The organism is uncultured Gemmiger sp. (genome assembly GCA_944388105.1).
Taxonomy (GTDB): Bacteria; Bacillota; Clostridia; order Oscillospirales; family Ruminococcaceae; genus Gemmiger.
This window is the reverse complement of record CALXHN010000064.1, coordinates 1-12,092: the sequence shown is the minus strand read 5'-3', so window position 1 is coordinate 12,092 and position 12,092 is coordinate 1. Positions and strand designations below refer to the sequence as shown.

The window sequence follows — 12,092 nt, the reverse complement described above, 5'->3', positions numbered from 1 at the left end:
CTGTGCGGTCTTTGGTGGGGTGCCTAGAGGGATTCGAACCCTCGGCCTCCAGAGCCACAATCTGGCGCGCTAACCAACTGCGCCATAGGCACCATATATGCGCCCGAAGGGACTCGAACCCCCGGCCCACTGCTTAGAAGGCAGTTGCTCTATCCAGCTGAGCTACGGGCGCGCATGGTTCTTGACCCCCTTGTACGGGAACAAGCTGCGTTTGTTAATATACCATACGCAACCTGAAAAGTCAAGCCCCTGCTGTAAAAAACATCAAACTTTTGCGGAATATACCCCCGCCGGCGGGGCGCTGTTCACGAAATACAGCTCATACCACAGAATGAAGGAGTAGATGCTCCAGATCTTGGTCATGTTTTTGGCGCGGCCGGCCTTGTGGTCATCCAGCAAGGTGCAGATTTCCGGCACGTTGAAGAACTGCTCCGCCACCGGGCCGGTGAATTTTTCCCGCACCATGTTGTAGTATTTGTCCTGTCTGAGCCAGTCGTTCAGCGGCACCGGGAAGCCCAGCTTTTTGCGCTGGGCCACGCTTTCGGGTAGCTGCTTGAGGGCCGCCCCCCGCAGAGCGATCTTGGTATGTTCCTTGTCGCAGCGGTAGCGGCGGGGAATGCTCAGGGCCACTTCCAGCATCTCCCGGTCCAGGAAGGGCACCCGCAGTTCCAGGGAGTTGGCCATGCTCATCCGGTCGGCCTTGAGCAGGATGTCGTACAGCATCCAGGTGTGCATATCCACCCACTGCAGCTGGGTGGGTTCGTCCAGGCCCTGGACCTTGTCAAAGTAGGGTTTGAAGAAGGTCTCGGGGGCGGGGTTGCCGTAGTTCTTTTTCAGGTAACGGTCCCGCTCCGCCGGGGACTCAAACACATAGTTGGCCCGCATATACCGCTCCCAGGGCTGACGGCCGCCCCGGACCAGGAAGTGCTGGCCCTTGAAGTGGGGCAGTCTGGCCGCCGTGTGGGAGAGGAAGCGGCGCACCGCTCCGGGCACCTTGCGGCTGTAATCCTCAAAGTGGACAGCCTGACAGTACATGGGATAGCCGCCGAAGAGTTCGTCGGCGCCCTCGCCGGAAAGCACCACCTTCACATACTTGCGGGCGTTCTGAGCCAGGAAGTACAGCGGCACCTCCGCCGGGTTGGGCATGGGTTCGTCCAGATACCACTGGATCACCCGGTTGGCATCAAAGAACTGGTCGGCGTCCACCTTGTTGGCGATGCTGGGCACCCCGATCTCCTTGCTGAAGGCCTGGGCGTAGGGCAGCTCGGAGTATTTTTCCTCCGCATACCCCACCGAGAAGCTCTTCACATGGGGAGTCCCCTTGGCCACCTCGTTGACCACAAAGCTGGAATCCACGCCGGAGGAGAGGAAGCAGCCCACCTCCACGTCGGCGATCTGGTGGGCGGCCACGCTCTCGGCAAAAGTTTCGGTGATCTTCTTCTCCCAGTCCTCCTGGGTCTTGGTCTCGTCGATGTGGTAGCGGATGTCATAGTACCGCTCGATGGTCAGGTTCCCGTCCTGCCAGGTGAACATATGGGCACCGGGCAGTTTGAACACATCCACGAACATGGTCTCCTCGTTGGGGATGTATTCGATGCTCAGGTATTCGGGCAGCCGCTTTTCGTTCAGCTGTTTTCTGAAGCCGGGATGGGCCAGGAAGCTCTTGATCTCACTGCCGAAGAGGAACAGGCCATCCACATTATAGTAATAGAAAGGCTTGATGCCGAAGATGTCCCGGGCGCCGAACATGGTCTTGTTCTTGCGGTCCCAGATCACAAAGGTGAACATGCCCCGCAGCTTGGCGGGCAGGTCTTTGCCCCACTGCTCGTAGCCGTGGAGCAGGACTTCGGTATCCGAGTGGGTCTTGAAGGTATGGCCCGCGGCTTCCAGGTCGGCGCGCAGGGTCTGGAAATTGTAGATCTCGCCGTTGAAGATGACCACCAGGCTCTCGTCCTCGTTGTACATGGGCTGGCGGCCGCCCTCCAGGTCGATGATGGACAGGCGGCGGTGGCCCAGGGCCACCTGGTCGTCCACATAATACCCTTCCCCGTCGGGGCCGCGGTAGGTGATCAGGTCCGCCATAGCCTTCACGGTGGCCCGGGCGGTCTCGGCGTTATGTTTGCGTTCGGCAAAGCCGGTGATACCACACATGGATGTTATCCTCCTCTGTGTCAGTCGGTCAGACCCTTGTTGCCGTAATAGCGGGCGGTCTTGCGGTAGTAGTTCAGCTGGCTGCGCAGGTACCACAGCCCCCGGTTGAGGCTGCGGTCCTCCTTGCAGTAGAGCTGGTGGGCGCTGCGGCCCTGCTTTTTCAGTCGGGCGGCAGTGGCCAGGAGTTTTTCGTCTTTCAGATACTTGCGGATGACGCCATAGGGGGCGATCATCCACAGGCTTTCGGTGTCGGCGATGGTGAAGCCGGTGTCCTTGCCTTCCAGCACGTCCTCCACCAGCCAGCGGGCCAGGTTGTAGCCGGCTGCAGTGACAAAGTAGCTGGAACGGCCCTGGCGGGGGTTCATCTCGAAGAGTTTATACTCCCCGGTACGGGCATCATACTTCATATCAAAGTTGGCGTAGCCCACCCAGCCCACATCTTCCAGGAAGGCGCGCATCCGTTCCAGCAGGGCGGGGTCGTTGATCTCCGGGGAGGAGAGGATGGCCGCGTAGTTGCCGATGCCCTCGGGGGTCTGCTCCTCCAGCAGGGGGCGGCCCAGGGCCATCAGGTGGACCTTGCCGTCCAGACCGCAGTAGGCGTTGAGCACCCGCATGCAGTTGTCATCCCCGGGGATGTACTCCTGCAGGATCAGGTCGTCCTGGTAGGAGCTGCCGTAGATGGCCGCGGTGATGGCGTCGTACTCCGCCCGGTCATGGGCCAGGAACACCTTCTTTTTGTGGGGGAAGGAGCAGTTCCAGTAGGCCGGGGAGTTGCTGGCCTTGATGATGACCGGGAAATCGAAGGGAAATTCGGCGTTTTTGTAGTTCTGCGCGGTGCAGGTGGCCGTTTTCGGGTAAGAAAGCCCGTGTGCGGCACAGGCTTTGTAAAAGTTGTCTTTTATGTCAAGATCCAGCACGGTTTGCAGTTCCGGGCAGGCAAAATGGAAATAGGGCGCCAGTTCCTGGCGGTGACGGGCCATGAGGATGGTGTAGCCGTCGGCGCAGGAGACCAGCAGCAGCGGGCAGTTTTTGTAATCGTGGGCCTTGGCGTAGTCCACCAGGGTGCGTACAAAGACCTCGTCGTTTTCCAGGTCCGGCTCACACACGGCGATGCGCACCAGGCGGGTGTTGCGGCAGGCCACCAGGACCCCCTTGCAGACGGCGTCGCTGACGACCCCGTATTGGGTATAAAAACTGCGGGCCATGCCGTAGACGTTGGCGTCGCTGCCCAGCAGTACAGGTTGAAATTTCAGCATAGGAAAGCCTCTTTGTTCATACAGATGGTATATTCCTGCTTATTTTACGTCCAAAGCGGCGTCCTTGTCAATCTCCGTATGCCCGGAAAACAGGAACCGCCCGCCCTTACAGTATGCGCTGCAGCGTCCAAAGGTATCACCCCCGGCCCGGGCTCACACCATACTTTTACATTCTTTTGGGGCGTTCGGGCTTTTCTTTTCGGGGGCATGTGTGTATAATATAGGGTATCGAAAATCATACGGCACCCCAAGGAAAGGGAAAGTATATGTGCGGAATCGTTGGATTTGTGGGCGCGCGGGATGACGCGCGCGAAGTGTTGCAGGCCATGATGGACCTGATCGCCCACCGCGGACCGGACGGCCAGGGCCAGTTCCTGGAAGGTCCGGCGGCGTTGGGGCAGCGGCGGCTTTCCATCATCGACCTGGAGGGCGGCCGCCAGCCCATGTACAACGAGGATGAAAACCTTGTTGTGGTGTTTAACGGCGAGATCTACAACTTCCAGTCCCTGACCGAGGAACTGCGGGCCGCCGGCCACACCTTTGCCACCCGGTCGGACACCGAGGTGCTGCTCCACGGTTACGAGCAGTGGGGCAAGGGGATGCTGGACCGGCTGCGGGGCATGTTCACCTTCGCTTTGTGGGACCGGCGGGAAAAGACCCTGCTGCTGGCCCGGGACCATTTCGGCATCAAGCCCCTGTACTACTATCAGAACGAGGAGGGGGAGCTGCTCTTCGGCAGCGAGATCAAGAGCTTTCTGGCCCATCCGGGCTTCCGCAAGGAGCTCAACGAGGACCAGCTCTCCCTGTACCTGTCCTACCAGTTCTCCCCGGGGGAGAACACCTTCTTCAAGGGGGTCAAGAAGCTGATGCCCGCCCACTGGCTGGAATGGAAGGACGGCCAGGTGACGGTGCAGCGGTACTGGCGCCCCGAGTTCAGGCCCGACGACGAACCCACCCTGCAGGAGTGGGAGAAGGCCATCAGCGACGCCATGCAGGAGAGCGTGACCGCCCACAAGATCGCCGACGTGGAGGTGGGCAGCTTCCTGTCCTCCGGCGTGGACTCCAGCTATATGGCCGCCCTGGCCAAGGTGGATAAGACCTTCACCGTGGGCTTTGCCAACAAGCAGTACGACGAGACCGATTATGCCACCGAGTTTTCCAAGCATATCGGGGTCAAGAACTACGCCTACCGCATCACCCCCGAGGAGTACTGGGCCAACCTGGGCCGCATCCAGTACCACATGGATGAACCCCTGGCCGACGCCGCCAGCGTGGCGCTCTACTTCGTCAACCGGGAAGCCGCCAAGCAGGTCAAGGTCTGCCTGTCCGGTGAGGGTGCGGACGAATTCTTCGGCGGATACAACATCTACAAAGAGCCTTTCACCGTGAGCTGGTACGACCATCTGCCCCTGTGGCTGCGCCGCAGCGTGGGCGCGGTGGCCAACCTGCTGCCCCCGGTACCGGGCATCAACTTCCTGGTGCGCCGGGGCCGTCCGCTGGAAGAGCGGTATATCGGCAACACCAACCTGATGGGCGAGCGCCGCAAGCGCAAGCTGATGAAGCATTACACCGGCAACTGCAAGCCCACCGACATCTCCCGCCCCTTCTTTGAGATGACCAAGGGCCAGGACCCGGTGACCCGGATGGAATACTGTGACCTGAACCTGTGGATGGTGGGAGACATTCTGCTCAAGGCCGACAAGATGAGCATGGCCAACTCCCTGGAACTGCGGGTGCCGTTCCTGGACCGCCGGGTGTTCGATCTGGCCTGCCGCATCCCCACCAAATGCAAGGTCAACGCCCAGCAGACCAAGATTGCCATGCGGGGCGCCGCCGAGATGACCATTCCGGCCAAGACGGCGGACAAGAAAAAGCTGGGCTTCCCCGTTCCGGTGCGGGCCTGGCTGCGGGAGGAAAAGTACGCCGCCATCCTGCGGGAGGCCTTTGCCACCCCGGCTGCGGAACAATTCTTCAACACCAAGGAACTGAACCGCATGCTGGACCAGCATCTCAGCGGCAAGCGGGACAACTGGCGTCAGCTGTGGTGTGTGTTTATCTTCCTTGTCTGGTACGACGAATATTTTGTAAAGAGGTGAAGGGCCGATGCTGCTCAAACAACTGCTGAAAGGGCTGCGCTACCAGGTGGTACAGGGCACCCTGCATGTCGAAGTGGCCGACATCTTCTATGATTCGCGCAAGGTGACCCCGGGGGGACTGTTCGTCTGCATCGTGGGCACCCAGCGTGACAGCCACGACTACGCCGCCGATGTGGTGGAAAAGGGTGCCGCCGTGCTGGTGATCCAGCATGATCTGGCCCCCGGCGTGCTGGAAAGCATGCCCAATGTGACGGTGCTGAAATTTGACAACACCCGCTACGCCATGGCCATGCTGTCCGCCGCTTATTTCGGCCATCCCGCCGACGAGATGACCATGATCGGGGTGACCGGCACCAAGGGCAAGACCACCACCACCCACATGATCCGGTCGGTGCTCACCGCCGCCGGACACAAGACCGGCATGATCGGCACCAACGGGGTGTACTATCCCGGCCACCACTACGACCTGAACAACACCACCCCCGAAAGCTACGAGCTGCAGAAGATCCTGCGCCAGCTGGCCGACGCGGGGTGCGCCGCCTGCGTGATGGAAGTGTCCAGCCAGGGTCTGATGATGGACCGGGTGGCGGGCATCCACTACCGGGTGGGGGTGTTCACCAACCTGTACCCCGACCACATCGGCCCGGGCGAGCATGCCAGCTTTGAGGAATACCGCAGCTGGAAGGGCCAGCTGTTCCAGCGGTGCGACATCGGCGTGGTGAACGCTGACGACGAGAACACCGAAGCCCTGCTGGAAGGCCACACCTGCGAGCTCATCACCTACGGCATCGACAAGCCCGCCGATTACCGCGCCAGCCAGGAATACCGCCTGCTGCGCAACAAGACCATGCTGGGGGTGGAATTCACCCTCACTGAGCCGGACGGCCATACCCTGGACGTGCAGGTGGGCATGCCGGGACGGTTCAGCATCTACAACGCCCTGGCCACCATCGGGGTGGGCAAGGCGCTGGGTCTGGCCGACGAGCCCATCCACCAGGGCCTGCGGGACACGGTGGTCAAGGGCCGGGTGGAGCTGGTGCCCATCAGCCACCATTTCACCATCCTCATCGACTACGCCCACAACGAAGCCGCCACCGAGAGCCTGATGGAGACCCTGAAGGCCTACAATCCCCACCGGATGGTGGTGGTGTTCGGCTGCGGCGGCAACCGGAGCAAACTGCGCCGGTACGGCATGGGGGAGGTCTGCTCCAGGATGGCCGATTTCCTCATCCTCACCGAGGACAACAACCGGTTTGAGAAGGTGGAGGACATCATCGCCGACATCAAGGAGGGCATCGCCAAGGGCAACCCCGACGTGCCCTATGTGGAGATCCCCGACCGGCTGGACGCCCTGCACTACGCCATCGACCACGCCGAGGAGGGCGACCTGATCGCGGTCATCGGCAAGGGCCACGAAGCCTACCGGGACCGGGAGGGCGTCAAGACCCCCTTCCTGGAGCGGGAGCTCATTGAGGAATACGCCGCCGAAAAGGGCATCGACTGAGTACACAAAAGTAAAACCGGCGCGGAGAAAGCAGCTTGGCCTTCTCCGCGCCGGTTTGTTTTGTCTGATTCCTAAATAAAGCGTTCAGCCCCGGGTCTGCTCCCAGTACTCCCCCATGCTGGCACCTTTCCGGCCGGTGACCTCGTCGGTGAGGTAGTCCGCCAGCCCCGCATCCGCCGGGGTCCAGCGGCGGGCGGTCTCCTCGTCGGGGTATTCCACCTCGGCGTACAGGAAATGCCCCGGCAGGCCCGGGTCCACCTCGTTCACTTCCAGCCGCAGCCCGCCGGACAGGGCGTAGTCCCGGCGCTCCTTTTTGATCAGCGGCTTGCCGATGAGGGCTTCCAGCTTGGCAAAGAGATCGGCATCGATCTCGGTCTCGATCTCCTGGCGGCTCATGCCGGTGGGGTCGGGCGCGCCCTTGAAGCAGAGCACCAGGGCCGTGGGGCCGCCCTGCACCGCTTCCCGCCGGATGCGCACGGTGGGCCGCACGCTGATATAGCCCTGGTCCATCTGCTGCACCCGCACCGGTTCCAGCCCCCGGGGCCAGCCGGTCACCATCCATTTGCGCTCGATCTCCATCCCTGTTCCCTGCCTTTTTGTGAAATTGGGGCGGCGCGGCCGCCGGGAACAGTATACCACGCTTGCGCCGGTCCCGGCAAGCGCGTATAATGGTAGAAAGCTGCGGCATGCCGCAAAACGACATCAAGAAAAGAGAGTTTTTTCATGCAGCATTTGAAACGTTTCTGTACCCGCAGGAACCTGTGGTTCCTGCTGCTGTTGGCCGCCGAGGTAGTTTTTCTGCTGGGGCGGTTCGTCTCGGATTTCGGGGCGGGCACAGCCATCAATGTGACCCCCGACCTGATCATTCCTTACGCCGAGGAGGCGGTGAATGATTCCCGGGGCACCCAGGTGGAGAACTATGTGGGCCAGTTTGCCACCACCCGCTGGCTGGACATTGAATCGGGCAGCTACCAGGTGGTGGTGACCTACGCCAACAACGGCGGCACCGGCACGGTGCGGTTCCTGGACGAGGTCATGCCCACCGCCCAGTACGACGTGGCCAGCCTGCCCCCGGGGCGCAGTTCTTCCGTCTTTACCCTGTGGATGGAACACGGCTGCGATGTGGCCCAGATGCAGTTTTATTCCGACTGCGGCGAAGGCCAGGTGACCTTCATCACCGGGGTGCAGATCATCCCCACCCACTCCTTTGCCTATGTGCATTTCCTCACCGTACTGGTGCTGTTTGCGGCCATCGACTGGATCCTGCTGGTGGTGACCCGCCGGGTGGCGCTGCCCTGGCGCACCCTGGAATCCCGGTACAGCATGCTGGCCACCCTGGTGCTGGTGGCGGTGGCCTGTCTGCCCCTGGGGCTGGGCTACATCATCTACGGCCACGACCTGACGGTGCATCTGTCCCGCATTGAGGGGCTGAAGGCCGGGTTGCTGGCCGGACAGTTCCCGGTGCGGATGAACCCCGACCTGGTGGACGGCAAGGGCTATCCTTTCAGCCTGATGTACGCCGACCTGCTTTTGTATCCGGCGGCGTTCCTGCGTATTGTGGGTTTCAGCCTGCAGACGGTGTACAAGCTGTATGTGGCGGCCATCACCCTGGCCACCGCCCTGGTCACCCGGTTTGTGCTGCGCCGCATGTTCAGCAATGAGACGGTGGCCCTGGCCGGCACGGCGCTCTATCTGCTGGCGCCCTACCGGCTGACCAACGTGTACGTGCGGGCTTCCATGGGCGAATATTCCGCCATGGTCTTCCTGCCGCTGGTGGTGTACGGGCTGTGGCTGATCTACCGCCAGAAACCCGGCGAGAAAGCCCGCCCCTGGTGCTGGCTGCCCCTGGCCATCGGCTTTACGGGACTGCTGCAGACCCATCTGCTGACCAGCGTCATGACCGGCTTCCTCACCGCCATCTTCTGTATTTTGTACGCCAAGCGCACCTTCCGCCGCCCGGTGCTGCCCGCCCTGTGCAAGGCCGCCGGTCTGGCCGTGGTGTGGAACCTGTGGTTCCTGGTTCCCCTGGCCCAGTACATGGTGCAGGGGGTCTGCCGCATCAGCGGCCGGTACGACGCCTCCTACCTGCGGGACACCGCCGTCATGCTGGGGCAGATGTTCATGGTCTTCGGCAAGGGCACCGGCACCTCCCAGTCCCTGGCCCTGGGCATGGACGGAGAGATGACCCTGACCCTGGGTATCGCCCTGGGCCTGGGCGCCCTGCTGCTGGTAGCGGTCCTGCTGGACCCTGCCGTGCGCCAGTCCAACCGCAAGGTGCTGCGCATCAGCCTGTGGGCTTTCGGCTTCGGCGCCCTGTGCGTCTGGATGGCCAGCGATGTCTTCCCCTGGTATGACATCTTCCTGAGCCAGAACCCGGTGCTCAAGGCCCTCTCTTCCCTGCTGGGCAAGCTGCAGTTCGCCTGGCGGTTCCTGAGTCCGGCCAGCCTGCTGCTGACCCTGTGCGCGGCGGGGGCCCTGACCCTTTTGTGGAGCAAGCGCCGGGATCTGGCCAAACAGGCCGCCCTGGCCCTGGTGCTGCTGACCCTGATCCCCGCCGGGTACCAGATGTACGACAGCTGCGCCAACAGCGTGGTGACCACCTACATGAGCCTGGGGGCCATGGGCGTGGCCAGCCCGCTGAAGGAGTCCCAGCTGGCGGGGGGCGAGTACCTGCCCTACGACCTTTCGGATGACCTGACCCCCGCCCAGTTCAACGACACCAACTTCTATTTTGACGAGGGCGTGGAGGCTGAATCCTACTACCGCGGCCAGCTGAATGTATCCTTCACCGCCACCAACACCAACGATACCCAGTCCACCGTGGTGGTGCCGTTGTTCGCCTATCCGGGCTACGAACTCACCGACACCGCCGGCACGGCCCAGCTCAGCCGCCAGGACGGCTACCTCATCGTGCTGCTGCCCGCCGGGTACAGCGGCACCGTCACCGTGCGGTTCGTGGGCTTCTGGTTCTGGCGCGCCGCCGACCTTGTCAGTCTGGCAGGTATTGCCGCCACCGTTTTTGTGGGCCTGCGCAAACGCCGCAAACCCGTCGCCGTTTGACACCCGTCCGGGCGTTTCATACAAGAAACGTTTTCTTGTTTTGTGCGGGTTGACAAGAATTCTGACCAAAACGTCCGTTTTCCACCGCGAGGGCGGTTTGTGATTTGTTCAAACCGCCAGTTGCATTTTGGGCGGCGGACTCGTATAATAATGGCATACAGCAAGGGCGCTGCGAAATTCTTTCGCAGTGCCTTTTTTCATGCTTTTGTCCCGGGGTGGGGCAACAATCTGCATGGTAAAGGAGTAAAAGAAGTATGGCAGCAACCGTTATGGAAATCTACGGCAGCAAAGTCTTCAACGAACATGAAATGCGTGAGCGTCTGCCCAGCTCGACCTACAAGAGCCTGAAGGCCACCATCGAAAAGGGCCAGCCCCTGGACCTGGATGTGGCCAACGTTGTGGCCAGCGTCATGAAGCGCTGGGCCATTGAAAAGGGCGCCACCCATTACACCCACTGGTTCCAGCCCCTGACCGGCATCACCAGTGAAAAGCACGACGGCTTTGTCAGCCCCCAGCCGGACGGCACCGCCATCATGGAATTTTCCGGCAAGGAACTGATCAAGGGCGAGCCGGATGCTTCCTCCTTCCCCTCCGGCGGCCTGCGCGCCACCGCCGAGGCCCGCGGCTACACCGCCTGGGACCCCACCAGCTACGCTTTTGTGAAGGATGACGTTCTGTGCATCCCCACCGCCTTCTGCTCCTACACCGGCGAGGCGCTGGACAAGAAGACCCCTCTGCTGCGCTCCATGCAGGCCATCTCCGATCAGGCCTGCCGCGTGCTGAAGCTCTTCGGCAAGGACGTGGACCGGGTTGCCACCACCGTGGGCCCGGAGCAGGAATACTTCCTCATCCGCAAGGAAGACTATGACAAGCGTCTGGACCTGGTCCTGACCGGCCGCACCCTGTTCGGTTCCGCTCCCTCCAAGGGCCAGGAACTGGAAGAGCATTACTTCGGCGTGATCCGCCCCGTGGTCTCCGAGTTCATGAAGGAACTGGACGAGGAACTGTGGAAGCTGGGCATCCCCGCCAAGACCAAGCACAACGAGGTGGCCCCCGCTCAGCATGAGCTGGCCCCCATCTACGATACCACCAACGTTGCCATCGACCACAACCTGCTGACCATGGAGATGATGAAGAAGATCGCCTCCAAGCATGGTCTGGTCTGCCTGCTGCACGAGAAGCCTTTTGAGGGCGTGAACGGCAGCGGCAAGCACAACAACTGGTCCCTGGGCACCAAGGACGAAAACCTGCTGGATCCCGGCGACACCCCCATGGAAAACCTGCAGTTCATGGTCTTCCTGGCGGCGGTGGTCAAGGCGGTTGACGAATACGCCGACCTGCTGCGCACCGCGGTTGCCACCCCGGGCAACGACCATCGTCTGGGCGCCAACGAGGCCCCGCCGGCCATCATCTCCATCTTCGTGGGCGAAGAGCTGGAAGCCGTCATCGACGCCATCTGCTCCGATTCTCCCTACGCCGGCCCCGTCAAGATGAAGATGGACCTGGGCGTGGATGTCCTGCCCAAGTTCAGCAAGGACACCACCGACCGCAACCGTACCTCTCCCTTCGCCTTCACCGGCAACAAGTTTGAGTTCCGTATGCCCGGTTCCGCCGAGAACCTGTCCGACGCGAACTTCATCCTGAACACCGCCGTGGCCAAGGAACTGAAGGAATTCTGCGCCGCCACCGAGGACGCTGCCGACTTTGAATGCGCCGCGGCGGCCTGGGTCAAGCAGACCCTGAACGACCACCGCCGGGTCATCTTCAACGGCAACGGCTACTCCGCTGCCTGGGAGGAAGAGGCCGAGCGCCGTGGCCTGCCCAACCGCAAGTGCACCCCCGATGCGATGATCGCCCTGAAGGATCCCAAGAACATCGAACTGATGGAAGAGTTCGGCGTTCTGACCAAGACCGAGATGCTCTCCCGCTACGAGGTGGAGATGGAGCATTACAGCAAGGTCATCAACATCGAAGCCCGCACCATGCTGAAGATCGCCAACAAACAGCTGATCCCCGCCGCCACCA

At 61.7% G+C, this 12,092-nt stretch carries 7 protein-coding genes and 2 tRNA genes; 4 read left to right on the top strand and 5 right to left on the bottom strand.

Going from position 1 to position 12,092, the window contains the following annotated elements; genetic code table 11:
• Positions 1-15: 15 nt before the first annotated feature.
• The 4 genes from Q0K17_RS07975 to Q0K17_RS07960 all read right to left on the bottom strand — a co-directional run bounded on the left by Q0K17_RS07975 (position 16) and on the right by Q0K17_RS07960 (position 3,407).
• Positions 16-92, bottom strand: a tRNA-His gene (locus Q0K17_RS07975).
• Between the two features lie 6 nt (positions 93-98).
• Positions 99-172 (bottom strand) — tRNA-Arg (locus Q0K17_RS07970).
• A gap of 92 nt (positions 173-264) precedes the next feature.
• Entirely contained in the window at positions 265-2,151 is a 1,887-nt protein-coding gene (gene asnB, locus Q0K17_RS07965; protein WP_294541948.1) for an asparagine synthase (glutamine-hydrolyzing), read from the bottom strand.
• A 20-nt stretch (positions 2,152-2,171) separates the two neighbouring features.
• Positions 2,172-3,407, bottom strand: a complete 1,236-nt coding sequence (locus tag Q0K17_RS07960; RefSeq protein WP_294541946.1) for an ATP-grasp domain-containing protein — start codon at positions 3,405-3,407, stop codon at positions 2,172-2,174.
• A 266-nt stretch (positions 3,408-3,673) separates the two neighbouring features.
• On the opposite strand from Q0K17_RS07960, the gene asnB (Q0K17_RS07955) reads away from it, so the two are divergent.
• The gene (gene asnB / locus Q0K17_RS07955) at positions 3,674-5,503 is read left to right on the top strand and encodes an asparagine synthase (glutamine-hydrolyzing) (protein WP_294541945.1); all 1,830 of its coding nucleotides are present in this window, start codon (positions 3,674-3,676) and stop codon (positions 5,501-5,503) included.
• Positions 5,504-5,510: 7 nt separating this feature from the next.
• Entirely contained in the window at positions 5,511-7,007 is a 1,497-nt protein-coding gene (locus Q0K17_RS07950) for a UDP-N-acetylmuramoyl-L-alanyl-D-glutamate--2,6-diaminopimelate ligase (RefSeq protein ID WP_294541943.1), read from the top strand.
• Positions 7,008-7,091: 84 nt separating this feature from the next.
• Here the strand turns inward: Q0K17_RS07950 and Q0K17_RS07945 are convergent, their stop codons facing one another.
• Positions 7,092-7,586 (bottom strand): CYTH domain-containing protein, encoded by a 495-nt coding sequence (locus Q0K17_RS07945; protein WP_294541941.1) that lies wholly within the window; start codon positions 7,584-7,586, stop codon positions 7,092-7,094.
• Positions 7,587-7,730: 144 nt separating this feature from the next.
• On the opposite strand from Q0K17_RS07945, the gene Q0K17_RS07940 reads away from it, so the two are divergent.
• Entirely contained in the window at positions 7,731-10,067 is a 2,337-nt protein-coding gene (locus Q0K17_RS07940) for a hypothetical protein (protein ID WP_294541939.1), read from the top strand.
• A 254-nt stretch (positions 10,068-10,321) separates the two neighbouring features.
• Positions 10,322-12,092: glutamine synthetase III (locus tag Q0K17_RS07935; protein ID WP_294541908.1), on the top strand; the 1,771-nt coding region annotated here is incomplete at its 3' end.

Excerpts from the sequence above, each read along its gene's own strand:
- asnB (WP_294541948.1), bottom strand. The coding sequence starts at position 2,151 with ATGTGTGGTATCACCGGCTTTGCCGAACGCAAACATAACGCCGAGACC.
- Q0K17_RS07960 (WP_294541946.1), bottom strand. The coding sequence starts at position 3,407 with ATGCTGAAATTTCAACCTGTACTGCTGGGCAGCGACGCCAACGTCTAC.
- asnB (WP_294541945.1), top strand. The coding sequence starts at position 3,674 with ATGTGCGGAATCGTTGGATTTGTGGGCGCGCGGGATGACGCGCGCGAA.
- Q0K17_RS07950 (WP_294541943.1), top strand. The coding sequence starts at position 5,511 with ATGCTGCTCAAACAACTGCTGAAAGGGCTGCGCTACCAGGTGGTACAG.
- Q0K17_RS07945 (WP_294541941.1), bottom strand. The coding sequence starts at position 7,586 with ATGGAGATCGAGCGCAAATGGATGGTGACCGGCTGGCCCCGGGGGCTG.
- Q0K17_RS07940 (WP_294541939.1), top strand. The coding sequence starts at position 7,731 with ATGCAGCATTTGAAACGTTTCTGTACCCGCAGGAACCTGTGGTTCCTG.